This is a genomic window from Endozoicomonas sp. (assembly GCF_051008435.1).
Lineage (GTDB): Bacteria > Pseudomonadota > Gammaproteobacteria > Pseudomonadales > Endozoicomonadaceae > Endozoicomonas_A.
Genome location: NZ_JBPCXO010000487.1, coordinates 1 through 23,646 on the forward strand (window position 1 = coordinate 1; position 23,646 = coordinate 23,646).

At 49.9% G+C, this 23,646-nt stretch carries 21 protein-coding genes; 14 read left to right on the top strand and 7 right to left on the bottom strand.

From position 1 onward, the window contains the following. Positions 1 to 107: 107 nt before the first annotated feature. Positions 108 to 1,589: a hypothetical protein gene (locus tag ACR2PX_RS23940; protein ID WP_434001866.1), complete on the bottom strand. Its 1,482-nt coding sequence runs from the start codon at positions 1,587 to 1,589 to the stop codon at positions 108 to 110. 426 nt (positions 1,590 to 2,015) lie between these two features. On the opposite strand from ACR2PX_RS23940, the gene ACR2PX_RS23945 reads away from it, so the two are divergent. The 4 genes from ACR2PX_RS23945 to ACR2PX_RS23960 all read left to right on the top strand — a co-directional run bounded on the left by ACR2PX_RS23945 (position 2,016) and on the right by ACR2PX_RS23960 (position 6,483). Then, the gene (locus ACR2PX_RS23945) at positions 2,016 to 2,693 is read left to right on the top strand and encodes a nitroreductase (protein WP_434001867.1); all 678 of its coding nucleotides are present in this window, start codon (positions 2,016 to 2,018) and stop codon (positions 2,691 to 2,693) included. A gap of 193 nt (positions 2,694 to 2,886) precedes the next feature. Next, on the top strand, positions 2,887 to 4,014 hold the full coding sequence (locus ACR2PX_RS23950; protein ID WP_434001868.1) for a nitronate monooxygenase: 1,128 nt from the start codon (positions 2,887 to 2,889) through the stop codon (positions 4,012 to 4,014). A 113-nt stretch (positions 4,015 to 4,127) separates the two neighbouring features. Then, positions 4,128 to 5,315 (top strand): acyl-CoA dehydrogenase family protein, encoded by a 1,188-nt coding sequence (locus tag ACR2PX_RS23955; RefSeq protein ID WP_434001869.1) that lies wholly within the window; start codon positions 4,128 to 4,130, stop codon positions 5,313 to 5,315. 37 nt (positions 5,316 to 5,352) lie between these two features. Then, the gene (locus ACR2PX_RS23960) at positions 5,353 to 6,483 is read left to right on the top strand and encodes an acyl-CoA dehydrogenase family protein (protein ID WP_434001870.1); all 1,131 of its coding nucleotides are present in this window, start codon (positions 5,353 to 5,355) and stop codon (positions 6,481 to 6,483) included. Positions 6,484 to 6,743: 260 nt separating this feature from the next. Here ACR2PX_RS23960 and ACR2PX_RS23965 read toward each other — a convergent pair whose 3' ends face one another. Continuing rightward, complete coding sequence (locus ACR2PX_RS23965; protein ID WP_434001871.1) at positions 6,744 to 7,367, bottom strand: hypothetical protein; 624 nt, start codon at positions 7,365 to 7,367, stop codon at positions 6,744 to 6,746. Positions 7,368 to 7,639: 272 nt separating this feature from the next. On the opposite strand from ACR2PX_RS23965, the gene ACR2PX_RS23970 reads away from it, so the two are divergent. The 3 genes from ACR2PX_RS23970 (at position 7,640) to ACR2PX_RS23980 (ending at position 10,057) form a co-directional block, all read left to right on the top strand. Next, positions 7,640 to 7,957 (top strand): hypothetical protein, encoded by a 318-nt coding sequence (locus ACR2PX_RS23970; protein WP_434001872.1) that lies wholly within the window; start codon positions 7,640 to 7,642, stop codon positions 7,955 to 7,957. Positions 7,958 to 8,082: 125 nt separating this feature from the next. Next, positions 8,083 to 9,699: a serine/threonine-protein kinase gene (locus ACR2PX_RS23975; protein WP_434001873.1), complete on the top strand. Its 1,617-nt coding sequence runs from the start codon at positions 8,083 to 8,085 to the stop codon at positions 9,697 to 9,699. After that, positions 9,677 to 10,057, top strand: coding sequence for a thiol-disulfide oxidoreductase DCC family protein (locus ACR2PX_RS23980; RefSeq protein WP_434001874.1), 381 nt, complete (start codon positions 9,677 to 9,679; stop codon positions 10,055 to 10,057). Before ACR2PX_RS23975 ends, ACR2PX_RS23980 begins: the two co-directional genes overlap by 23 nt. Positions 10,058 to 10,061: 4 nt before the next feature. Here the strand turns inward: ACR2PX_RS23980 and ACR2PX_RS23985 are convergent, their stop codons facing one another. Together ACR2PX_RS23985 and ACR2PX_RS23990 are read right to left on the bottom strand one after the other, a co-directional pair. Continuing rightward, complete coding sequence (locus ACR2PX_RS23985) at positions 10,062 to 11,054, bottom strand: TIGR01620 family protein (protein WP_434001875.1); 993 nt, start codon at positions 11,052 to 11,054, stop codon at positions 10,062 to 10,064. After that, on the bottom strand, positions 11,051 to 12,490 hold the full coding sequence (locus ACR2PX_RS23990) for a YcjX family protein (protein ID WP_434001876.1): 1,440 nt from the start codon (positions 12,488 to 12,490) through the stop codon (positions 11,051 to 11,053). The genes ACR2PX_RS23985 and ACR2PX_RS23990 overlap by 4 nt, the downstream gene beginning before the upstream one ends. 144 nt (positions 12,491 to 12,634) lie before the next feature. Here ACR2PX_RS23990 and ACR2PX_RS23995 point away from each other — a divergent pair, with 144 nt between their 5' ends. From ACR2PX_RS23995 to ACR2PX_RS24015, 5 genes are read left to right on the top strand one after another with little or no spacing between them, the layout of a single operon-like run. Further along, entirely contained in the window at positions 12,635 to 13,807 is a 1,173-nt protein-coding gene (locus ACR2PX_RS23995) for an acyl-CoA dehydrogenase family protein (protein WP_434001877.1), read from the top strand. 20 nt (positions 13,808 to 13,827) lie between these two features. Further along, positions 13,828 to 15,030, top strand: a complete 1,203-nt coding sequence (locus tag ACR2PX_RS24000) for an acyl-CoA dehydrogenase family protein (protein WP_434001878.1) — start codon at positions 13,828 to 13,830, stop codon at positions 15,028 to 15,030. Positions 15,031 to 15,089: 59 nt separating this feature from the next. Then, positions 15,090 to 15,872, top strand: a complete 783-nt coding sequence (locus ACR2PX_RS24005) for an SDR family oxidoreductase (protein WP_434001879.1) — start codon at positions 15,090 to 15,092, stop codon at positions 15,870 to 15,872. A gap of 5 nt (positions 15,873 to 15,877) precedes the next feature. Further along, positions 15,878 to 16,369, top strand: a complete 492-nt coding sequence (locus ACR2PX_RS24010; RefSeq protein ID WP_434001880.1) for a MaoC family dehydratase — start codon at positions 15,878 to 15,880, stop codon at positions 16,367 to 16,369. A gap of 38 nt (positions 16,370 to 16,407) precedes the next feature. After that, positions 16,408 to 17,610, top strand: a complete 1,203-nt coding sequence (locus tag ACR2PX_RS24015) for an acetyl-CoA C-acyltransferase (protein WP_434001881.1) — start codon at positions 16,408 to 16,410, stop codon at positions 17,608 to 17,610. A gap of 51 nt (positions 17,611 to 17,661) precedes the next feature. Here ACR2PX_RS24015 and ACR2PX_RS24020 read toward each other — a convergent pair whose 3' ends face one another. Both ACR2PX_RS24020 and ACR2PX_RS24025 read right to left on the bottom strand, forming a co-directional pair. Beyond that, positions 17,662 to 17,919 (bottom strand): anion permease, encoded by a 258-nt coding sequence (locus tag ACR2PX_RS24020; RefSeq protein ID WP_434001882.1) that lies wholly within the window; start codon positions 17,917 to 17,919, stop codon positions 17,662 to 17,664. Positions 17,920 to 17,935: 16 nt separating this feature from the next. Continuing rightward, positions 17,936 to 18,607, bottom strand: a complete 672-nt coding sequence (locus tag ACR2PX_RS24025; protein ID WP_434001883.1) for a hypothetical protein — start codon at positions 18,605 to 18,607, stop codon at positions 17,936 to 17,938. Positions 18,608 to 18,901: 294 nt separating this feature from the next. Between ACR2PX_RS24025 and ACR2PX_RS24030 the strand changes: the two genes are divergently transcribed. Further along, positions 18,902 to 19,288, top strand: coding sequence for a nuclear transport factor 2 family protein (locus tag ACR2PX_RS24030; RefSeq protein WP_434001884.1), 387 nt, complete (start codon positions 18,902 to 18,904; stop codon positions 19,286 to 19,288). Next, positions 19,285 to 19,725: a nuclear transport factor 2 family protein gene (locus ACR2PX_RS24035; RefSeq protein WP_434001885.1), complete on the top strand. Its 441-nt coding sequence runs from the start codon at positions 19,285 to 19,287 to the stop codon at positions 19,723 to 19,725. The genes ACR2PX_RS24030 and ACR2PX_RS24035 overlap by 4 nt, the downstream gene beginning before the upstream one ends. 309 nt (positions 19,726 to 20,034) lie before the next feature. On the opposite strand, the gene ACR2PX_RS24040 is transcribed toward ACR2PX_RS24035, so the two are convergent. After that, positions 20,035 to 23,598: a DEAD/DEAH box helicase family protein gene (locus tag ACR2PX_RS24040; RefSeq protein ID WP_434001906.1), complete on the bottom strand. Its 3,564-nt coding sequence runs from the start codon at positions 23,596 to 23,598 to the stop codon at positions 20,035 to 20,037. Positions 23,599 to 23,646 lie beyond the last annotated feature (48 nt).

Consider the following 23,646-nt stretch of genomic DNA (forward strand, 5'->3'; position numbering starts at 1 on the left):
ACCAAGGAGCGGTAATGCCAAGAGCGGTCTGAAACAGGTCTTCCATGTGAGCCTTCAGGTGAGTTCAATGGGGTGAGTGAAGTGGGTAAATATACATGGTTACCCACTCATTTTTCAAAAGAGCCCATGTTGTTATAGGCAGCAATGACCGGAACGGAGTTGGGTGAGCTGATATGGTTATTGACCCATTGCTGGCTCAGGGTCCGTTGTTCCGGATTCCAGACAAACTTCTGAATACCGTGCGGCTTGTAATCCTCTTCGGTGCCCAGTAAGCCAACAAATACCGGGGCAAAAATCTCGGGAGTGTAGAAAGGCAGGCTGGGTGGCTGATTATTGACGATCACAGCGCCATAACCGTAAACCGCTACAGACTGTTCTGATTGAACTTTTTTCAGATCTTCACGAGCCATGTTGGCCGCTATTTTTCCGGCTACACGACGATCTTCGCCTGGTAGGCCTTTCCAGTCTTCAGGAATGGCATCCCGCCAGAAGAGCGTCAGGTTCATCAGATCATCACCGTCTGTGATCACGACCAGTTTGTCTTCTGCACCAAAGCCCATCAGGGATGGAGTGGAACCTGATCCAAAACCTTTGGTATTGGAGTAGGGAGCAATCCAGGCACCGTCTTTGGCATCCTGAGACCAGCCTTTACCTGTCCATTTAATGCCATGAAGAAAATCCCGGCTGACAACATAGGTCATACCATTGGGTTCCATAGCAAAGGAGTTACGAATCCAGCCGCTGAGCGGATCTTCCTTGTTGTAGGATTCATCAGGTGCACCTTCCAGCTTGATCTGGAACTGCTCCTTGAAGTCCCGACTCATAGCGACCATCCATCCGTCGTCTGTTACCGCCGTAATATAACCGTCATAACTGATGTTAAAGCCATTAACCTTGCCGGTAACGGGCGCTTTGATCTGATAGCGATGTTTCAGGGAAATAGTGGAAGATGGATCACCTGGCACACTGTCGCCATAAACCTGAATGGTGCCGTCGGTGCTGCCTAGGTAGAAATTATTGTCCGCATCCATCATAGGGTAGATGCCGCCAGCTTCTGCAAATCGCAGCATTTCCTGCAAGGCGTTATAAATTCTGAGAGGTTCCCATCCTGATGCGACCTTCTTCATGCGTTCTTCTGACCAGGCTTCATCCCAACCTTCGTCTTCACGCAGCATGACGGTGTCGAGGACTTCAAAAGACTCGTAATCCTGCTTGACCAGACGATCTGAACCGGAAGACCAGATGACTCTTTTACCGTTGTCGTATTTTCCGGAGATGCTGAAAATAAGATGACTGGGTCCCGTGTAGATATATTCCTTCTCGGCATCCGTTAGGCGGCGGTTTTTATCTTCAGGTCCTTGTACTGCAATCGCTCCCTGTTGGGCACTGGTGACGTGTGTGATCGGATAAGTCGAGTCAGCGAGGTAAGGGTTTTCAGGAGGAAGGCTGTTGGCTGAAGCCGCTGAAATGGACAGGGCAAGCGAAGTGAGGAGTGTTCCGGCTTTGCAGGCAGTGTTTCTGTAACCGGGCTTTCGGCTATTTGTGTATTTGGCAGGAGTCGCCTTTCCTGCTGAAAAATTCCATATCATTTTTATTATTCTCGTTAAATCCATGTCCCACCTTATTAAGAAAATGCCGCTTGTTCTGGATGACAGCCGTTCATTCGTTCGGGGTGAATGACATTTTCAGCTCATGGCTGTTTAAGAGCGCTACCGCATTAAGGTTGGTGACTTAATAATAACGATAAAGAGAGATTTGTAAACCTCCAATAAAGCCCGCCAGTGTCGAGGTTTTGGAGTTCCGGCATCGTCTGTTTGAACGATGAAGTTGTTGTGGATTCGGACCAAGGTGTGCACGGTAAAGCACGTGTTTTAAATGCGTCAAATAGCCTTGAATAATAAGCCAATTGCCATGATCCCGATGTCGTTTTGAGCCGTTACAGAACCGCATCTGAGCATCATGGTTGAGAACAAGACAGAGGCAAAGCGCTGGCATCGACTGGCGCATTCAATCATATGAGCACCGATCACAGTACTGCTTTTCAACAGATCCTTGATAACCGACGTTCTGTTCGGGCCTACACGGAACAGCAGGCCGACCAGATACTGTTGCAGAAAATCTTCCTGGAAGCACAGAAAGCGCCCTCTAATTGTAATACCCAGCCCTGGCATACCGCTGTCGTCAGTGGACTGCGCTGTCGGGCATTGGGGAAAAAATTGCAAGATGCTTTGAATCAGGGCTTGTACCAGATGGATTTTCCCTATCTGGGAAGCTATGACGGTCTCTATAAAGAGCGTCAGCACGGTGCGGCCAGTGATCTCTATTCAGCAATGGGAATAGCCAGAGACGATAAAGCAGCGAGGCATGAGGCCTTTATGCGTAACTTTGATTTCTTTGGCGCCCCTCATGCAGCTTTTCTGTTTTTGCCTGAGCAGTTTGGCATTCGTGAAGCAGCGGATCTGGGTATGTATGCCCAGACATTGATGCTGAGTTTGAGTGCTCATGGCCTTGCCAGTTGTCCCCAGACAGCCCTGAGTTTTGCCTGCGATACCGTGAGGGAAGAGCTGGAGGTGGATAGCAGTATGAAGCTGATGTTTGGCATCTCGTTTGGTTACGAAGACAAGGAACATCCTGCCAATGCATGTCGCGTTGGCCGGGCTGAACTGGACCAGAACGTTCAGTTTGTTAAATAAGGAGCCTGTCAGACTCAAGTCAATTTCAAGCTCGAAAGCTTAAGTCTGACAGGCTCAGGAGCTGTTTGTTCTGCTCGTTAGGTGCTTTAAGTAGTCGTCACCACAAGAGCAATAAAGGCAGCCATGAGCCTGAAATGATGCGGCCCAATTCATTGGGCCACAGCATATAAATAATAAGAACGAGGCTGGAAATATGAGAACCGAAATCTGTAAAAAACTGGGGATAGAGACACCCATTTTTGCATTTACTCATTGCCGTGACGTAGTGGTTGCTGTCAGTAAAGCTGGCGGACTGGGTGTGTTGGGTGCTGTAGGTTTTTCTCCTGAGAAACTGAAGGAAGAGCTCGATTGGATTGATGCTCATATCGGTGATCTGCCTTACGGTGTTGATGTGGTTATTCCACAGAAATACGAAGGTATGGGCGAGATGGACCCTGATAAACTGGAAAGCATGCTTAAAGGTATGGTTCCTCAGGAACACCATGATTTTGCGGCCAAACTGCTCTCTGAACACGGAGTACCTGAATGGCCGGACAAAGACGACGAGATGGGGCTGTTGGGTTGGAACGAAGCCATGGCTTCCCAGTTGATTAATGTGGCGCTTGAGCGTCCAAACTGCCGACTGATTGCTAACGCTCTGGGTACGCCTCCTGCTGACATTATCAAGCAGGTTCAAGATTCTGGACGTTTGGTCGGTGCGCTGTGTGGGCGTGTTAAACAAGCGGTTCAGCACAAGGAAGCCGGTCTCGACTTTATTATTGCCCAGGGCGGAGAAGGGGGTGGCCACACCGGTGATGTGGGCTCTATTGTTCTCTGGCCTCAGATTATCGATGCCGTGGGCGACACGCCTGTGCTGGCGGCTGGTGGCATTGGTGATGGTCGTCAAATGGCTGCTGCCATGTGCCTGGGTGCCCAGGGCGTCTGGACCGGTTCTCTCTGGCTGACCGTTGAAGAAGCCGAAGCCGAACCTGCCCAGAAAGAGTCTTACCTGAGCGCTACCTCTGAAGATACGATCCGTTCCAGAAGCTGGACCGGTAAACCTTGTCGCATGCTTAAGAATGCCTGGACGGAAGCCTGGGAACAGGAAGACACCCCTGATCCACTTGGAATGCCTTTGCAGGGATTGGTGACTGCTGATGGTATCCGTCGTACACACCATTATGCCGCTAAAGGTGAGTGTCAGAAGGTGGCGTTCAACCCGGTTGGGCAGGTGGTGGGACAAATCAAAGATATTGAATCCAGTCGTCGAGTCGTTGAGCGACTGCTGTTTGAATACGCCGACAGTATCACTCACGTCAATGAGCTTCTGGAAGAAGCCTGAGTCTGACTGAGTCAATAAAATCTGAGTTGCTGAGGGCGCACAGACAGAGAATGTCTCTGCGCCCTTTTTAGCTCACGGCTGTTTCGACGGGCGAAAGGAATTCAGGTGCTGCAATGAAAATAGAATTTACCCCTGAACAGGACGCACTTCGTCAGGAGCTGCGAGCCTATTTTAGCGAATTAATGACCGCCGAACTGACCGCCGAAGTATCCAGGGCAGTGGGTGAAGGTGGTGGTCCCCTTTTCTGGAAAGCCATGGACAAACTGGGCCAGGATGGCTGGATTGGTGTGGGCTGGCCAGAAGATATGGGTGGTCGTGGTCTCAGTGAGATGGAACAGTTTATCTTTGTCGAGGAAGTAATGAGGGCCGGTTTTCCTTTTCCGTTCCTGACGACTGAATCTGTTGGGCCGATTCTTGCCAAGTATGCGACAGCGAGAATGAAAGAAGAGCTGGTCTCGAAAATTCTGGGCGGGAAAATGATGCTGGGCATCGGCTATTCCGAACCCGGAGCAGGAACCGATCTGATGTCTCTTAAGACTACGGCAAAAAAGGACGGTGATGAATGGGTGATCAATGGCCAGAAAATGTGGACCTCTCTGGCGCATCACGCTGATTATGTCTGGTTGGCGGCGCGTACCAATTTTGATCCCGAAGTAAAAAGCCACTCGGCCATTTCTATCTTTCTGGTTCCTACGGATGCAGAAGGGTATAGCTGTTCACCTGTGCATACTCTGGGTGATGTTCGTACCAATGCTACTTATTACGACAATGTTCGTGTGCCTGCTGATCATCTGGTCGGCGATGAAGGCATGGGTATGCTGATGATTTTTGAACAGTTGAATCGTGAGCGACTTTCTCTGGTGAATGTAGGCTCCTTTCTGAAACTGTTCAATGACGTCACGCAATGGGCCAGCGATACAGAAATCCCCGGTGGCAAGACAGTGATTGATCAACCCTGGGTTCAAATCAATCTGGCTAAATGCCGTGCGGGCCTGGAAGCCTTGAAACTGATCTGTTACCGACAGGCTTCAGAAATGACCCGGGGCAATCTGGCCATGGAAGATGCTTCAGCCGCCAAGGTTTATGGCACTGAGTTTTTTGTTGAGTTCTATCGAAACCTGGCAGAAGTTCTGGGTGTCACTAGTACTCTGCACCGTGACTCCAAGGGGTCAGTGCTTAATGGCCGTCTGGAAGAACTCTACCGGACCGCTTCCATCATTACCTTTGGTGGTGGCACCAATGAAGTTCAGCGTGACCTGATTGCCCGGGGTGGTTTGGGTATGCCCAGAGCCAAACGTTAAGTTGCCCAGAGCGCCAAAATAGAAGGTAGCGATCATTATGGATTTTTCATTTAACGACACCCAGAAAGAAGTCCAGAATCTGGCCAACCAGATTCTCACTGATCTTTCGACAACAGAGCGCCTGAATGCCATAGACCAGCAGGAAGATCGTTTCGACGATAAGCTCTGGGCACAGCTGGCTGAATCGGGTCTGTTGGGCGTTGCGATATCAGAAGACAATGGTGGTATGGGCTTCGGTTTCACTGAACTCAGTCTCTTTATTGAAGAAATAGGCAGAACCGTTGCCGCTGCCCCGGTTATCCCTGTGCTGGTCAGTGGGGCCTTGCCCGTTCAGAAGTTTGGTTCCCCGGAACAGCAGAAACGTTTGTTACCCGACATAGTCACCGGGAAGAAACTGATTACAGCGGGTCTTTCAGAAGCGCTGGCAGAATGTCCTTCTGCCCCAGCAACAGTTGCAGAGCCCGCAGGCACAGGTTTCAAGCTGACAGGGAGCAAAATTGCCGTACCTTTTGCTCATAAAGCCCAACGCATTCTGGTCACGGCAAAAGTAGGTGAGGACGTCGGTGTTTTTCTGCTGGACCCTAACGCTGAGGGTGTTGAGTTGAACCGCGAGGTTTCTACGACTCGTGAACCCTGGTTCGAAGTGGTTCTGAGCGAAGCTCTGGTGGCTGAAGAAGATGTATTGGTCGCCGGACCTGAAGGCCAGGCTGCTGCACTCTGGATTGCAGAGCGAACGGTTGCTGCCAGCTGTGCCATGCAGGTAGGTGTTGTCGGCCAGTGCATGAAAATCACGGCAGGTTATACCTGTGAACGAGTGCAGTTCGGAGTGCCTGTGGGCTCTTTCCAGGCCGTGCAGCATCGGGCGGCAGATTGCTTTATTGATGTCACCTGTCTGAAGCTGACCACTTATCAAGCCGTGTCTATGCTGGACTCGGAAAAAGAGGCCACTAATGAAGTCCTGATGGCCAAAATCTGGGCGGGAGATACCGGACATCGTGTCAGCTATGCATCCCAGCATTTGCATGGAGGTACCGGAATTGATAAAGACTATCACCTCTGGCGATATTGCCTCTGGGCCAGACAGTTGGAAATGGTTCTGGGCTCATCTGCAGCACTGCTGGCAGCTCTGGGTGGCAGGATTGCTGAAGGGAAGGCGTTTGCTGAATAAATGACAGTAGCCCCTGAAAGGTTCAGGGGCTTTTTTATTGTGTCAGAGTAAATTCGATGGCTCCAAGGTGAGCAAAATCAGCTTTATACTCACAGGGTTTCCCCGGCAACAGGCTCCTAGATTGCCCGTCATCAGAACATGCCCTTTCTTGAGAGGGTATCCCGGCTTCAGCTGTTGATTAACCATCCATAACAAAGCCTGCCACTGTCCTTCCATGGTATTTCCGGAGGTGGTCTGACTCAGAGTTTGACCATTGCAGCTTAATGATAAGGCCGGAGTATTGAGATTATCGGGAATAGTTTGCCACTGTCCGATATAGAAGGCTTTGTTAGCGACATTATTGGCAATGATGTCCACACCTCTGGGTTGTCCGTCAAAACCCGGATCGGGGAGTTCGATGGCGGGGCTACCTCTGAAATAAAGGCACGAAGTGCTTCAGTATTTTGAACGTACTGTCTTACAGGGCGGTCCAGTTTGAAGGCCAGCTCCTGTTCTATCATGATTCGACTTCCCTGGCTGACCGGATAATCCCGGTCATTCTGCCATTGAGCATCAGAAAGCAAGGCTCCCGTTACAGGCTCGGAAAGTCCAAAAGTCTGTTGCCCTTGCTCATGGGTTAAGCCTGCTTTGTAGCCAATAATACGTTGACCTTCTACCAGTTGAAGATCCACTGTCTTTTGTTGTATTCGGTAGGCTTCCTTGATATTCAGGTCAGGACAATTTTCTTCCAGTACGGGGGCTGTCTGCTGAAAGCGCTTGGCGTTCATGATCTGAGCGGTGGCTTTGTCGAGCTGATCTGCTTTTTCAATAAGAAAAACCAGCTGTATACAGAAGGCGGCAAAGAGTCCAAAAAACAGCAGGCCTGCTATGGGGAATCGATTCATACTTTTCTTCCCTGATTATTCTACTTATGACTATCCTACCGTTCACCTGTTACCTGTGTCATAAATATAAGTCAAATGACTAATGTTACAGGAATGTAAAATATAGCTAACCATGTCACAGTTTCTTGACCTTAGGTAAAAATACCTATTAAATCAAAGCCGTACTCAGATGGAACTCCAGACAAATATCCGGCAGGGGTCAAACTGAGCCAGAGGGCAGTCAAGTGGATTGCCAACGCAGTATAAAATCAAAAACAGAGCTGTATCCATCCATGACGAGTCTAACCCGAATTATCCAAATTCTGTTGCTGACATTGCTGATGTCTCCGGCCTTAGTCAGAGCAGAAATCATCGCGACTATCCATGAAAGCCCGGCGGCTGAAGCCACCGTTCCTGAACAGGATGTGCAGGAAACCCGCGAGAAAATGCTGAAGATCAAGAAGCAGCTGAGCCAGCTGGAAAAAATCGAGCCCAAAAAGAAAGAAGTCCCCATTTCCGTTACTATTGACGAGCTAATCGGGCATCTGGATTTTGTGGAATATACCGAAAAGCTTAGAACGCTCAGGTTTGATCTCGCTTTTCGTGACTAAATCTCTCTCTTATTCCTATTTAGTATCCCTCTGATCATTTCCAGTTAGCCCACTCGTTCCCGTTAATTGCCCCTCTTCTCTGCCGATGCACTCCTTTAAAGTTCGAAGATATTTAGGGGAGATCTGTGGATATTCCAGGAAAAAAGCCAGGGCCTGCCACCATCGTGTCAAAGGGGGTTTCCAAGGATACTGACTCGCTGTCTCCGGAGCAGAAGAAACAGGGTAAGTGGCTGAGTAAGAAAGTCATGCTGAATGATGTGAAGACCAGCAATCTGATAGAAAATGCTTCGAAATCAGTCTCGGATTTTGGAGAAATGTCCGAGTATTCAGTGTCTTCCTACCCTTCAACCCCAGGCGGATTCAGTGATACCGAGCTGTTTCCTGAAGATGATGTCTTTCTGTTGGCTTCGCCTTTGAATGAAACGGCTTTTCTGGATAAGAAAACGCTGGGTACAGGGCGCTTCGCGACCGTCTTTCGGGTGACACAAAGCAAGAGTGAGGGTGAGCAAGAACACTTTGCATTAAAACACGCTCGTTTGGGCAGTGAGGGTGAGTTGGAGGCCGGGATTTTAAAGAAGCTGGGAGATCATCCAAATATTGTCAGAAGCTATGGGATGGACAAGGTTGATGGTGTCAGAGGGCTCCTGACGGAATTGGTTGAAGGCCCTTCCCAGGACAGTGTGATGACGGTTTTGATTGATCTCTATGGGAATGGCAGGCTCAGTAGTCAGGAGTTCTTCAATGTATTGGCATTTATGGAGTATGAGAAATTCCAGGCGCTGGATCATTTGCATAAGAAAGGCATTGTTCATAACGATCTCAAGCCCAACAACGTAATGATCGATTTAAAAAGAGGTCACTTGAAACTGATTGATTTTGGTGGAGCCAAAGAAAAAGGTGAGAAAGCCAGTTATAGCCATGAAGACTATGCCTCTCCAGAATTGTACCGGTCGGAGTTACTGAAAAAAGATGAGGTTAAAGCCAGTTATGCGACGGACGCTTTTGCTCAGGGTCAGCATCTTTATCGGTGTTTGACCAGTCATGGTCAGCTTCATACGCACTCATTTACCAATGGCGCAGAGCCCTGGGGTAAATATACTCTGACTCAACGATCTGAGTCTGCTTTTGAAGTGCTCAGGGCATTTCTTGAGTATCAGAAGCCGAATCCCGATGGCAGTCACAAACAGGCAATGATACCCGTCAGTCCTGAATGGACAGAGGGTGATCTGGAAGCCGAATCTGAACGTATGAAGTTAAAGGACTTTAACCTGAACAGCCAACTGACCTCCAGTGATGATATTCAAGGAATCATTAAATTACTGGATGGAAATTTAAGCGTCAGTGATGTTTTGCAAATCAAGAAAATGCTGAAAGGGAAATTGAATGCTGATGACAGTGAGACCGTTAAAGGGCTGTTGGATGGTGCATTGTCGTTTCATGATGTCCAGACTATCAAGCGATTGCTCTACAGCAAATTAACGACTCCGGATAAAGAAACAGTAGAGGATTTGGGGCATCTGATAGCGTCAGCAGAAGAGATGAAGAAAAGTAAAAGTCAGCTTACGGACATGATCAATGGTTTGTTGCATCCGGTACCCGAGATGCGGATGACGCCCGCGAAGGCTTTAGAGCATCCCTGGTTTACTGAGCGTACAATAGACACAGAGCAGGCCTTGAAGACAATTCGTCAGGCAGCTGAGCGCCTAGGAGATAGATACGATGACAATAAGGGTTCTGTATGATGGTCTCTGCCCTCTTTGTGTGAAGGAAGTTAAGCGCTGGCGTAATGCCCGATTCCGCAATGAAGTTGAATGGTTTGACATTACCGGGCAGGAAAAGGTGCTGGAAGAGTGGGGAATTGATCCACAGAAAGCCCTCCTGGAATTGCACGCTATGACCGATGATGGTCAGGTCTATACCAGCATTGACAGTTACTCTCTCTTGCTCAAAGAGTTATCTGCCTGGGCCTGGCTGGGTTGGGTTATGAGCCTGCCGGGCTTGAAACAGTTCTTGAAATGGACCTATGACTGGATGACAAAGGTCCGTTTGAAAAAAGAAGGTCGCTGGCCCGGCCAGTGCAACTCAAAGCAATGCAAGTAAAAAGCTAGTTCTCATCCTTCTGGAACCGGGCTCTGATTGAGCTAATGATCTCCTTCGCCATTTTCCCCATTCCCGGTCGTTGTCCCTCTGCAAAAGGCACCGGACGGCATAGCTCCATGGCCAGAAAACCGATCCTTGCGGTATAGAAACCAATACCGGCTCCCGTGGCGGCCTGAGTACTGATTGTGCTGATGAGTTTGCTGGAGGTCAGGTCTGCCAGTTGGTCAGTGATCAGATCCGTACTGCCAGCCAGGGCCATCTGGGTAAGAATCATCTTTAACAGTTTCATTCTTGCAGGCAGGGAAGGACGCAGGCCATAAATCTGACAGATTTCATCCAGCATCTTCAGGCAGCGCCAGCCAGACAGCACCATATCCAACAGTGCCAGTGGGCTGATTGCCACCATAATGGCTGTTTGCTGACTGTGACGGGAAATTCTGGAGATAGCCTGTTGATCCAGGTTTCGGAATAAGTGTTGATCCAGGTGCTGGAGAGTTTCAGCATCATCGGCGTAATCGGGCAGAGTGCTCAGGGCCTTTTCCAGCAAGGGCTGATGAGGCTTGTTCCGATAGAGTGCGTTCAATTTTGCCAGCCAGGACTTGGATTGTCCGGAAGACCGGGCTTTCAGGAGACCTTCGGCACTGGACTGTAACTGGTCGACGCCTTTGAAGTCTTTCTGGTAGCCAAAGTATTCCCAGGCAGCTTTTCCCAGAACCCCTGTCAGGCCAGCAATCAGCAAGCCAAATAGTGCTGCCAGAGACCAGTGAGCCTGAGAAAGAAAGTGGAAGAACTCCACCGTCTGCCAGGTAGCCAGCACGGTAATCAGGGCCAGAATGCCTTTGGCCGCACGACTCAAAAAACGCAAAGGCTTGAGTGAAAGTGAGGGATCACTTAATAACGGCAGATCCTGATCATCGCTCAGGGATTCCGGGGTTTCCAGTTCAACACTTTGATCCAGTGGGATAAAGAAGTCGTCTTTCTCTTGAGTGGGTTTCATTGGAATTTATCTCCCAGCAGATCATTCAAAACGCTGTCCAGGCGGATATGAGGTAACCGGCTTCCGTTGTTCAGTTTCAGCCCGGCAGGAGGCAGCAGGTTGCGCAGTTGCCACTGTTTGCAGTTTTGCCAGTATTCATTGTCGGGGTATTGTTCCGGCAGGGGAGGGTGGAGAAGAAGGCCTGGACCGTCCTCTGTATTGCCCTTTAGTACCTTCTGGCCCTGATGGTCGGCGTAGGTTGTGGAGCGAACAGAAGCGATAGCTTCACAGCGAATATCCACCTCCTTGAACGTAGCCTGGCGTTGTGACTCCCGGACCAGAGAGGCGGTGAGAGATCGCACTTGTTCATGCTGATCGGGTAAGACCTGATCGATTTTGCTGGCAGCGAAAACAATCCGGCCAATACGAGGCTGAATCAGCCGGCGAATCATATTGTTGGTGCCGTATTCAAAGTTTTGAAGAACCTGGGTCAGCGATAGCTTCAGGTTTTCCATAGCCTCCTGACCCTGGTTCAGACTCCTGAGGACATCAACTAGAACCAGCTGACGGTCAATGCGTTGAAAGGTATTTTTGTAGAAGGGTTTGACCCACTCGTTCAGATAATGCTGATAGTGTTTGTCACAAACCCGGAACAGCGCATTGTCGGGTGCCCCGGACTTTTCTTCTTCACTTAATGCCGCCAGTTGCGGCAGTGGAATAAACGGAAAACCACTCTCAGGGCTGTCAGGCGCTATGTGCAGCAATCTTCCGGGCTGGATCATGGTCAGCCCTTTTTGCTGGCAGCGTCTCAAAAATTCCAGCTGTTGCTGCCACAATGAACTCAGGGTCCATTCACTCAGAGGTTCCAGAGGGTCCAGGGCTTTCAACAGATCGATAAAGGGATCGTCAGACAGGGTTGCTGCCAGCTTTCGGCTTTGCTGACACCAGTCTTCATAAGTCATATTCAACAAAGGAAGATCCAGCAGCCATTCACCTGGATAGTCGTGTATTTCGAGGTAGAGGTGGCCAATGCCAGGTTTTTTTCCTGGGATCAGATGGCTGCGGGCACGGTATTTTATTTCCAGCAGACAGCCTGATTCCTGACGTGTGGCACTGGGCCATGCTTCTCTGTTGAGGGCATTGACTCCGTCCTGATAAGGAAACAGGGGAAGATCTTTGAGGGGGGATATTTCAACACCCAGCAAACGATCCTGCAGGGCCGGAGGCAAAGCGGTAAGAGCCGCATCAGGATAGTAACGCAGTTGATGGATCAGACTGGTGATCAGGGTGGTTTTGCCGCTGCCACTGAAACCGGTAACTCCCAGACAGATTCTTTTATCGAGCAGGCGGTCAACACCCGCAGCCACAGCGTCTGATGTGGAACTGGCCAGGTCTCTCGCCTTGTTGCCAGTTCTTTTCAACGTTTCTTTGAGGGCTTGCTTTCGCACATGAGTCATCTGTTTTTGTTGGTTCTATTGATAGTGCTGTCGCTTTGGGCCTTTTTCAAGGGGATGGGGCAAATCGTCCATTCGAACGATTAACCAAAGTGTCTTTCAAGCCACAGTATGCCTCAATGAGCGGCGTGCAGCCGCAGAACAAGAATGATAAGAGGGTCGCTGGGGATGGAGTTCGCTTTCACCGATGAACAGGAAATGATCCGGGATTCAGCCGAAAGTTTTCTTCAGGACGTTTCCACTTCAGAAGCGGTTCGGTCAGCCATGGTTACCGAAGCCGGTTTTGACTCCGAGTTGTGGCAACGTATCTGTACAGAAATGTACTGGCAGGCTTTAACCATTCCGGAAGAGTATGGCGGTCTTGGACTGGGTTATGTTGAACTGACCATTTTGCTGGAGGAAATGGGCCGGCGTCTGCTGTGTTCTCCTTTCTCTTCTACAGTGGGTCTGGGCGTCAATGCATTGCTGGTGGCTGGTAATGAAGCCCAGAAGCAACAATGGTTGCCACAGATAGCAGAAGGCAGTCTGACCGCGACTCTGGCTTATACCTCTCGAAATCGTTGGGACGCAAAAGCCGTTGATGTTATTGCCCAAAAAGAAGGCGATGGCTTTGTGCTTAGCGGTACCTACCAATATGTGCCCGACGGGCACACGGCGGATCTTCTAGTAGTTGCTGCCCGCAGTCAGGACTCTGAAGGTCAGAACGGTATCAGTCTGTTTGCTCTGCCTGCTGATACGGAGGGTGTCACCCGAAAGTGGACGCCGACTATGGATCAGACCCGAAAGCAGGCAGAAATCTCTCTGAATAATGTCTTTATCAGTGCGGATTCACTTCTGGGTAATGCCGGTGAGGCCTGGACGGATCTTGAAAAAATTCTGCAGCTGGCCGCTGTCGCAGTTTCTGCTGAACAATGCGGTGGTGCTCGACAGGCGTTGGATCTGACCGTCGAATACACCCAGGAAAGGGTTCAGTTCGGTCGAACCATTGCCAGTTTTCAGGCCATTAAACATCGAGCCGCTGACATGATGGTTCAGGTTGAGTGTTCCCGTTCGGCTATTTATTACGCAGCCTGTGTGGCTCAAGAGGCACTGTTTGAAAGTGCGGTGGGCGATGAGTTGCCCGTTGCCTCTGCTCTGGCAAAAGCCTACTGTTCTGATGCTTTCTTCCATTGTGCTGCCGAAGCTATCCAGCTTCATGGTGGTGTTGGATTTACCTGGGAATACGATCCCCATCTCTACTTCAAACGCGCCAAGTCCACGGAAACATTCCTCGGTAACGGTGCTTATCACCGTGAAAAAATTGCTCAGCAGATTCTGTAAATTCAGGGGAGATTACAACAATGAAAATCAGCTTCAGTCCTGAAGACGAACAGTTTCGTGAAGAGATTGCCACCTGGTTGAAAGAGAATCTGAAGGGTGAGTTTGAACAGCTGCGTCATCGTGGTGGACCCGGTGATGAGCATATGTTTCCAGAAGAACGAAAAGTCTGGGAGCAGCACATGGCCAAAGCCGGGTGGACGTGCCCGGGCTGGCCAGAAGAACACGGCGGTCGTGGTCTTTCTATTAACCAACAGGTGATCTTCCACGAAGAATATGCCCGTGTTGGTGGGCCGGGCCATATGGGACATATTGGTGAAGGTCTGGCAGGACCGACCATCATCGCGTTTGGTACCGAGGAACAGAAAAAAAGGTTCCTTCCGGGGATTGTCGATGGCACAGAGTACTGGTGTCAGGGCTATTCCGAACCCAGTGCAGGTTCTGACCTGGCCAATGTTAAGACCAAGGCGGTTCTGGATGAAGGCCTCGCTGGAGAAAAAGCACAATGGAAGATCAGTGGTCAGAAAGTCTGGACATCTCTGGCTCATGAATCTGACTGGTGTTTTGTGATCGCCAGAACCGAGCCCGGCAGTCAGGGGCACAAAGGATTATCGTTCCTGCTGGTGCCCATGGATCAGCCCAATATCGAAGTTCGCCCAATTGAACAGTTAACGGGTACTTCCGAGTTTAATGAAGTCTTCTTTGATGACGCAGTCACTGATGCAGACAACATAGTCGGTAAACCAGGCGAAGGCTGGAAGATCGCTATGGCTTTGCTTGGTTTTGAGCGGGGTGTCTCCACACTGGGTCAGCAAATGCATTTCCAGAATGAGCTGGACGAAGTGATTAAAGCGGCTCAGGAAAGCGGTGCTGCCGAAGATCCAGCCATACGACAGCGAATTGCTGATGCCTGGATGGGCCTTCGCATCATGCGGTACAACTCTCTGAGAATGTTATCCGGTCCTCAGGATGGCAGCCTGCAGAAAGAAGCCATGATTTACAAGCTGTACTGGGCGACCTGGCATTCTGATCTTGGCAAGCTGGCCATGGACGTTCGGGGCGCTGAGTCTGAAATTCTGCCGGAAGGTCCTTATGAGTTGGACCGGCTTCAGTCTATGTACCTGTTCACCCGCTCTGACACTATCTACGGTGGCACCAATGAGATCCAGCGGAACATTATCGCTGAACGTGCATTGGGGATGCCCAAAGAGCCTAAAGGCCGATAGAAGCAGACAGTTATCCGTTAACAGTTTTAATAAGAATTAAAGAAAGGAGCGGATCAGATATGCTGATTCCTGAGTACGTCAAAGGGCACAATCTGCTGGCGGGCAAGTCTGTTTTGATTACTGCGGCCGCCGGTGCCGGTATCGGTTATGCAGCGGCCATCAAGGCGGCTGAAGAGGGATGTCGTGCCCTGATGATCAGCGACATTCATGACGGTCGTTTGAATGAAGCGGCTGAAAAGATTAAAGATGAAACCGGGATGGAAGCTGTTTATACCCATGTCTGCAATGTCACTGTAGAAGACGACGTTCAGTCATTGATTGCAGCCGCAGAACAACAGTTGTCGGGTGTTGATGTGTTGATTAACAACGCCGGGCTGGGTGGCTCCAAATTGCTGGTAGAAATGGAAGATAAAGAATGGGACCGGGTTCTGGATGTTACTCTGACTGGCACCATGCGAATGACCCGAGCCATGCTGCCAAAAATGATGGAGCGCAAGTCTGGCGCCATCGTTAACAATGCTTCTGTTCTTGGCTGGCGCGCTCAGAAAGAACAGGCTCACTATGCTGCAGCCAAAGCCGGTGTCATGGCGCTGACGCGTTGCTCAGCCGTTGAAGCGGCTGAATACGGTATTCGCATTAATGCTGTAAGCCCCAGTATTGCCCTGCATGATTTCCTGAGAAAGTCAGCACCACAGGACCTTCTGGATCAACTGGCTTCCCGTGAAGCTTTTGGTCGTGCTGCGGAAGTTTGGGAGATCGCCAATATCATGATGTTCCTGGCCAGTGATTACAGTTCCTACCTGGCTGGTGAAGTGATTTCAGCCAGTAGTCAGAGGGCATAACAGCCATGAGCCAACAAACAGCCATGAGCCAAAAGAAAGCGACCACGGTTTTTAAATCGCCTCTGGATATGAAAGATAAGGTCGGTGAAGTACTGGGTACCAGCGACTGGCTGAAAGTCGATCAGGAGCGCATTAACCTGTTTGCTGAAGCGACCGGCGATCATCAGTGGATTCATGTGGATCCTGTGAAGGCAAAGAATGGACCGTTTGGCGCCTGTATTGCCCATGGTTACCTGACCCTGTCACTGGTCAATCTGTTTTTACCAGACATTGTCGACGTTCAGGGCATTAAGATGGGCGTTAACTATGGCTGCGAAAAAGTACGTTTCCCTAACACAGTCAAAGTCGGTTCTCGTGTACGTGGTGTCGGAGAACTGGTGCAGGTAGAAGAAGTCAAAGGTGGAATTCAGTCTACTGTGAGAGTCACAGTGGAAGTAGAAGATGAAGATCGTCCTGCCTGCGTCGTGGATACCATTTCTCGTTACTATCCAGAATAACAAGCCAGAATAACAACCATTACGTCAAGGAACCTGATATGAAAGAAGCTGTTATTGTATCCACTGCACGTACTGCCATTGGTAAAGCTTTTCGTGGAGCCTTCAATGATACTGAAGCGCCTGCCATGGGTGGCCATGTTGTCAGGGAAGCTGTAGAAAGAGCTGGTATTGAGCCCGGTGAAGTGGATGATGTTCTGATGGGGGCTGCTGCCCAGCAGGGAACTCAGTCATACAACCTTGGTCGTCTTTGTGCTGTGGCAGGTGGTCTGCCAGACTCAGTAGCCGGCATGGCTATGGAGCGTCAATGCTCTTCGGGTTTGATGACTATTGCCACAGCAGCCAAAAGCATCATGTGTGACGAGATTGATGTGGCTGTTGCCGGTGGTCTTGAATCCATCTCTCTGGTTCAGAACAAGCATAAGAATGTCTATCGCAACCAGTCCAAACTGGTGTTGGAGCAGGATGCCACCGCTTATATTCCTATGATTGAGACCGGTGAGATCGTAGCTGACCGCTATGGTATTTCCCGCGAAGCTCAGGACGAATACAGTTATCAGAGCCAGATGCGAACTGCCCAGGCTCAGCGTGATGGTCTGTTCGATCAAGAAATTGTGCCAATGACCACCACGAAAGCGGTGTTCAACAGGGAAACCAAAGAGACAACCTACGAAAAGGTTATCCTTGGTGCCGATGAGTGCAATCGTCCGAGCACTACGCTGGAGAGCCTCTCAGGTCTTCAGCCAGTCTTCAAGGACGGTCAGTGGGTTAAGGAAGGGCGTTTTATCACAGCGGGTAATGCTTCCCAGCTGTCTGATGGCGCATCAGCTTCTGTATTAATGAGCAGTACGCTGGCAGAACAAAAAGGTCTTGATCCATTAGGGATCTATCGTGGCCTGGCTGTTGCCGGTTGCAGCGCTGATGAAATGGGTATTGGTCCAGTATTCGCCATTCCCAAACTGTTGAAGCGCAACGGTCTGAAAATGGACGATATTGGTCTTTGGGAACTCAATGAAGCCTTTGCTTCCCAGGTCTTGTACTGTCAGGACAAACTGGGCATTCCCAGCGAAAACCTGAACGTCAATGGTGGTGCTATTTCCGTTGGTCATCCATTTGGTATGTCAGGTGCCAGAATGGTTGGCCACGCATTGCTTGAAGGCAAGCGTCGTGGAGTGAAATACGTTGTTGTCACCATGTGCGTGGGTGGTGGAATGGGCGCGGCAGGATTGTTTGAGGTCGTGTAATTGCTTTGGCGGTGGAGGCAATCAGCCTCCACCGTTCTTCTTCCTTTCCTATCAGGTTCCCAGTACTCCCCACCATAACAGTCCGATGGTCATGAAAATAATCATCCCGACAATGGAAATTACCAGTCCGGTCTTCATCCATTCTCCATCAGTGTGATAACCGTATCCCATCAGCAAAGGGTTTCTAGCGTGGCTATAGGTTGTCAGGTTGCAACCAATATTGGTGATACCGGCAATGGCCAGAACCGAAAGCATTGGGTCAACATCAAGTGCGATCAGGGCGCCCAGCAAAACAGGGCCAAGAGCCACCAGCATTCAGTAAAGATTATAACTCTGTGATCTCATCTTCATCACCGGCAACCTCATGGATATTTCCCATACCTAAAGTGGTTGAGTGAATGCGCTCGAACTGGACTCTGGAAGGCGGTCTGTTCTGCGGAAGAGTATTGAGGCTTTGAGAAATCTCACTGCAGTGCTGATTCAGAAGAAACTGCTGCCACTGTATATCGACATTCGTTGCACTCATTCGTCTCAAGTCGTTTCTGATCGATGCCAGCTGTTTATCCAGGTCTTCTGTGCTGGGTGTTTTCCTGCTGACATCATTGGCTGACCGTGCTCGTCTGCCAAGGCCGGGAAATCTCCTTCGGTGATCAGAAGAGTCTGAAGTTCTGCTGCCATCCGATTGCTGCCGACTGAGGATTCCAGGTGCAGGCGTTTGCATAGAGTCCTGGTTTTTCTGCCTTCTTAATCGTTCCTCTATGCGCCATTGATTCCGGCCATCATCATCACCTCCACCGGAACCTCCACAGCAGAATAAAAAGCGGAGGCAGCTCACCCATGCAGACCGACAGCCACTACCGGAGGTTGGCGTATTGCTGACAGGTTCCTGGGCAGAGGTGGTACTGATCTTTCCATTATTACTGCAGCTATAAGGTGCTAAATAACGGATACTCCATAGAACATCGGTCAGTACCAAACTCTCGGGAGTGGTGCCCACGTAGCTGATTTCTGAGAGAGTGGGTATGCTCGGCGTCTCGGCAAAAACGATGTTTGTGAGCGAGGCTTTTCCAGAAAACACTAAGAGTGAGGAACCACGGAAGTTTTGTGAGGGCCTGATTATGGGGAACTCAGTAAAAAGCATCGAGGTAAATCATTAAAAAATAATAAGAGTTTATATTTGTCTTTTATGAGTGGGCGTCAGGATCGATTTTTTACAGCGGTTGCAATAAACTGGAATGCGTTCCGGGCCTTGGCATTCAAAGTCGGACGATCAACGGGGAGAATAAAAACAATGGTAGACACCAAAGTTATAAAGACCGTTCTTGAAAAATACGTTGAGCTGGTTGATGCCGGTGATATTGACGGTATTTTGAATTTATACGACGAAAATGCAGTGGTCGAAGACCCGGTTGGTACTGATCCTCATGTGGGTATCAAAGCCATCGAAGATTTTTACCGCAATGGACTGGGACAGGCTGAGGCTTCTGCCCATTTGATTGGTCCGGTCAGAACCACCAGTGCCAATGAAGGGGCCATGGCGTTTCAGGTGAAGATCAAAATGGAAGGCATGAATATGCTGATCGACACTTTGGATGTCATGGAGCTGAACAATGAAGGCAAAGTTACTTCGATGAAAGCCTACTGGAGTTACGAAGACAACGTGGAGCAGCTGGCATGACACTGGAAGAGAGAATTCAGCGTCTTGAGGACATCGAAGCCATTCGTCTGCTCAAGCATCGTTATCTGAATGCCTGCGATACCAAGCAGGTTAAGAGAGTTCGGGAATGTTTTGCCGAGGGTGAGATTCTGATCGATTACGGGCCTGTTGGTGTGTTTAAGGATCGTGATCAGTTTGTTGAGTTGTTCCGGGTGATGGCTTGTCATAATCATGTGGTAGACCTTCATCATGGTGCCAATCCCGAAATCAAGGTAGAAGGTGACAGTGCGCTGGCGCGGTGGGCGCTGTTTTATTTCAATATTGATGCCCGCTCGGGAGCGACCAAACAGCTCGGTGGTATCTATGAAGATGAGTATCAGAGGATTGATGGGGAATGGAAAATCTTCCGTACCACCTTCAAAGCTCATTCTTTTCATAATACCGAGAAAGCTGGTTAGCTATGGGGCTTCACGAATTTGCCGTCTAGGAGCCTGCCGGACTTTTTCTCGCTACGGTCGGCTAAGTCCAACAGGCTCCTGGTAGCAACTTGAAATCCAATGGGTATAAAACAGGGATAGAAAGAGTTAGTTCTGACTCTTTCTATCTCTAGGCAAAACGCTCAATTTCTTCCTTATTGCTGGCCTCAGTGAGTTCACCCAATTCCTTCAGCTTCTTCTCGGTCAGATTCCAGTCATCAATCACATCTTGCTGGCTACTGGTTGGCTTCTTGGCAGGAGTCAGAAAGTCTTCTGTATCTGGATAGAAGGTTAACCCGCCTCGTCTTTCTCAACAGGAAAGGCCGAGTCATTCACTGCTATCAACGTATTCACAATCGCCTCTGCCTGCTCGTCGGGAAACAAACCGTATACACTGTCATCGTCAAAGTCGATAAAAGGCGAGTCATACAAAGCAGCAGGTTCCATCGTGCCATTTTGACAGAGCCAGTCGATGAGAGTATTGATAAATTCAATTTGAACCGAACCCAAGCCAGCGTTATTCAGGTGCTGGGCAAAAGCCTCTTTGGCAGCGTGTTGATCCAGCCCTACCAGACTGCGAATAAACACTCCTACAGATTCTTTAGGGTGCACTACTTCCTGATAGCGAACTTTGTCTTCTATACCTGAGGCTTCGAACAACAGGGTTTCCAGTTGCTCCAGATCCTGAGTGGTCACCGCCTTGCCCCGTTTAAGGCGTTGAATAGTGATCTGGTTTTCATTCTCTCTGACAAAGACCTTTACTTTTTTCTGATACTGTTCGAGGCCGACGCTGGTGGCAGGCAGTGGGACTTCTTTAATCTCCCCCTCATACTCATCGCCAAAACGGGTATAAACAATGACCTTGTCGCCCTTATCGAGAAACTGCATCAGGTTTCTCAGTGTGCGGCGTACCTCCTCCAAAGTACTCAGAGTGGTGTGTTCCCAGAACTCAACGGTTTGAATCCGTTGCAACAATCCCAGGTGGGCCGCCACCATGGGTATGGAACACTTGGCTTCCAGTCGTTCGCCCGCTTCTACTACCCGCAAGCGGCGAGTTTCAGAAATAACATTCGTGTTCAGCTGCTCAAGTTGCATGTGCAGCAACAGATGATCAAAGCGTTTGGCTAGCTCGTCATCGGCTTCGTCGTCATTGATGGCATCGGCTTCGGTGGGCAGGCTGGCGATCTGGTTAATAATCTCGCTGTACTGCTCATCGGTCAGGGCATCCCAGATCTCCCGTTTCAGATACTTCTCCACAGACTCACGTTTTGGCCGGACAATAAAGTTATCCAGCGTCATACCGGCTACCTGATGATGAAGAATATCCAGCACGTAGGCACGAAGTGTCAGGTCGCTTTCCTCTTCGGCCTTGTTGAGTCCGTGGCTGAGCTCCAGTCTTTTCTCAAAGATCAACTGCGCTAAGGGCTTCTGGCTGGAATCCGGTGCACCCTCGGGTTTCTGTTCAAAAAACTCAAAGTTCTGGCAGTAGTCAAATACTTTGAAAAACTGTTTGTCGTTTGTTTTCTCTCTTTTCTCTCTTTTCTCTCTTTTCTCTCTTTTCTTATCAAAGGTCAGATTCGGGCCAAAGAGTTCAGGGCACACCCGGGTGCCCCGGCCCACCATCTGCAAAAACTTGACCTTGGACTGCACGACCTTGAAAAACACCAGATTGACCACTTCCGGCACATCAATGCCGGTATCCAGCATATCCACCGACAGGGCTATGTTCAGGGGGATCTTGCCAGAAGGAACGATGACCTCTTTAAACTCATCAATCAGGGTTTCGGCGTAGTCTTCCTTGTTCTTATAGGTGATCACTCGGGCGAACTTGCCTGCCCACTTGGGATACTGGGCATCAAAACGTTTCTGGATAAACTGGGCATGGTCATTATTAGCCGCGAAGACGATGGTTTTACCCAGCCTGTCGCCGCCGCCGACTTTAATGCCTTCACGCATCAGGACTTCCAGCATTTTATCCACAGTGTCGGTGTTGAACAGAAAGCGGTTCAGCTCTGAAGGCAATACTTCTTCCCGGCCTTCAAGCCCTTCTTTCTCGTCCCACTCTTCCTGTTCTTCAGGGGTGAGGTCTTTGTGCTTTTTTACGCCTTTACGCATGAATTTTAGCGGCACTGAGTAACATTTTGGGGGTGTCAGGTAACCGTCTTTAATGCCTTCTTCCAGTTCGTAGGCATAGGTCGGTACGCCCGCTTCCAGCTCAAAAATGTCGTAGGTGTTTTTATCAATATCGTTCTTGGGCGTGGCGGTCAGCCCGACCAGCAGGCTGTCAAAGTAATCAAAAATAGAGCGGTATTTTTTATACACCGAGCGATGGGCTTCATCGACAATGATCAGGTCAAAGTGTCCGACACCAAACAGACGACTGGCGGCAGGTTCACTGAGAATGTTCATCATGGTCGGGTAGGTGCTGAAGCACATACGGCTTTGCACTTCTGCCGCAGTGAGCCCTGATGACAATATGGTGGGGGATGTCCGGGGCAAGTGCCGGGCAAAGGCTTTTTTAGCCTGAGTGACCAGGGCGTTGCGGTCGGCCAGAAACAGGACATTCTTGGCCCAGTTGTTTTTGAGCAGCAGATCAACCAAAGCCACAGAAGTCCGGGTTTTACCGGTGCCCGTCGCCATGACCAGCAGGGTTTTCCGCTGCCGGTCATGCTCGAATTTTTCGGCAATATTCTCCAGCGCCGCTATTTGATAGTAACGACCGGCAATGGCTTTATCCACAGGCGCTTTGACGATGGGCAGCTGATTGCGGCGGCGATCCACCAGTCGCTGTAATTCGTTACGGGTGCGGTACCCTTGCACCTGACGCTCCGGGTACAGGGTGTCGTCCCAGAAATAAAGGTCATACCCGTTGGTGTAATACAACAGTGGGCGCTGGCCGTATTGTTTCTCAAGACAGTCTGCATACAGCTCTGCCTGTCGTTTGCCTTTTTTGGCCGAATGACGGGTGCGTTTGGCTTCTACCACGGCCAGCGGTTTGTGGTCTTCTCCCCAGAGTACATAATCAACAAAACCCGTGCCCGATGGGTTGGGCATTCCTTCCACTTCGGTCTCAAAACTGACGCCAGCCTTTTTTGCCTCTTCGGAAAAGTGGCTGACGGAATCAGCGCAACTTAAATCCCAGCCCATTTCCCGCAGGTATTCGTCGATCAGGTATTTACGGGTTTGCGCTTCGTTGTAGTCGTGGCTGTAAAGAGTGCTGTAAAGAGTGCTGTAAAGAGGGCTGTCGGCGGCCGCCTGCTCAGCGGCTTCATTGGCCGCTTTGGTTTGGGCCACTTTCTGGCGAAGCTCTGCAATCTCATCGGCCAGTTGCTGGTTGCTTTGTTCCAGCTCGGCCTGTTTTTTGGTGGCGGCCTGGTCCTGTTTTTTCAGGGCCTGTTCATGGGCTTTCAGCTTTTTAGCGGTATTCAGATCCAGCTGGGCGTCCAGCATGACGGTGCGGGGGATTTTGTCGCCGTCAAACACCTGATCGCCAGCGGGGTGCTCTGAATAGGTTTTATCCAGCCAGTACAGAAAGTGGTGCAGCTCTTGCAGCACATAGAAAGCATCTGCATCCGTGAGCTTGGATTCAGAATGAGCCGCCCGGTTGCCCACTTTCTGAATGGCCTTTAGTTTGGGAAACAGCCCACTGGCCAGGCTGTTACGGAAACTGGGCTCATGAATCAGTGCGGCCAGGTGGGTGTCATACGGTTTTTTCAGCCATGGGTCGAGCCGATACAGGGTTTTTACCGCCCGCTCCAGGGCATAGCGGGCAAAGAAACAGGCGCCACGAGGGTTGGCGTACACCAGGCTTTCCGCCTGCTCTGCCGAGTCCTTCAGCTCAGGCCGCTGAGAAATGCAAAGTTACTCATGGTCGTCTGTTTCCTTTTATTTTATTTTTCTTCG

What these genes read in the sequence shown, in the direction of transcription:
- ACR2PX_RS23940 (WP_434001866.1), bottom strand. Translation starts at nt 1,589, where the DNA reads ATGATATGGAATTTTTCAGCAGGAAAGGCGACTCCTGCCAAATACACA.
- ACR2PX_RS23945 (WP_434001867.1), top strand. Translation starts at nt 2,016, where the DNA reads ATGAGCACCGATCACAGTACTGCTTTTCAACAGATCCTTGATAACCGA.
- ACR2PX_RS23950 (WP_434001868.1), top strand. Translation starts at nt 2,887, where the DNA reads ATGAGAACCGAAATCTGTAAAAAACTGGGGATAGAGACACCCATTTTT.
- ACR2PX_RS23955 (WP_434001869.1), top strand. Translation starts at nt 4,128, where the DNA reads ATGAAAATAGAATTTACCCCTGAACAGGACGCACTTCGTCAGGAGCTG.
- ACR2PX_RS23960 (WP_434001870.1), top strand. Translation starts at nt 5,353, where the DNA reads ATGGATTTTTCATTTAACGACACCCAGAAAGAAGTCCAGAATCTGGCC.
- ACR2PX_RS23965 (WP_434001871.1), bottom strand. Translation starts at nt 7,367, where the DNA reads ATGAATCGATTCCCCATAGCAGGCCTGCTGTTTTTTGGACTCTTTGCC.
- ACR2PX_RS23970 (WP_434001872.1), top strand. Translation starts at nt 7,640, where the DNA reads ATGACGAGTCTAACCCGAATTATCCAAATTCTGTTGCTGACATTGCTG.
- ACR2PX_RS23980 (WP_434001874.1), top strand. Translation starts at nt 9,677, where the DNA reads ATGACAATAAGGGTTCTGTATGATGGTCTCTGCCCTCTTTGTGTGAAG.
- ACR2PX_RS23985 (WP_434001875.1), bottom strand. Translation starts at nt 11,054, where the DNA reads ATGAAACCCACTCAAGAGAAAGACGACTTCTTTATCCCACTGGATCAA.
- ACR2PX_RS23990 (WP_434001876.1), bottom strand. Translation starts at nt 12,490, where the DNA reads ATGACTCATGTGCGAAAGCAAGCCCTCAAAGAAACGTTGAAAAGAACT.
- ACR2PX_RS23995 (WP_434001877.1), top strand. Translation starts at nt 12,635, where the DNA reads ATGATAAGAGGGTCGCTGGGGATGGAGTTCGCTTTCACCGATGAACAG.
- ACR2PX_RS24000 (WP_434001878.1), top strand. Translation starts at nt 13,828, where the DNA reads ATGAAAATCAGCTTCAGTCCTGAAGACGAACAGTTTCGTGAAGAGATT.
- ACR2PX_RS24005 (WP_434001879.1), top strand. Translation starts at nt 15,090, where the DNA reads ATGCTGATTCCTGAGTACGTCAAAGGGCACAATCTGCTGGCGGGCAAG.
- ACR2PX_RS24010 (WP_434001880.1), top strand. Translation starts at nt 15,878, where the DNA reads ATGAGCCAACAAACAGCCATGAGCCAAAAGAAAGCGACCACGGTTTTT.
- ACR2PX_RS24015 (WP_434001881.1), top strand. Translation starts at nt 16,408, where the DNA reads ATGAAAGAAGCTGTTATTGTATCCACTGCACGTACTGCCATTGGTAAA.
- ACR2PX_RS24030 (WP_434001884.1), top strand. Translation starts at nt 18,902, where the DNA reads ATGGTAGACACCAAAGTTATAAAGACCGTTCTTGAAAAATACGTTGAG.
- ACR2PX_RS24035 (WP_434001885.1), top strand. Translation starts at nt 19,285, where the DNA reads ATGACACTGGAAGAGAGAATTCAGCGTCTTGAGGACATCGAAGCCATT.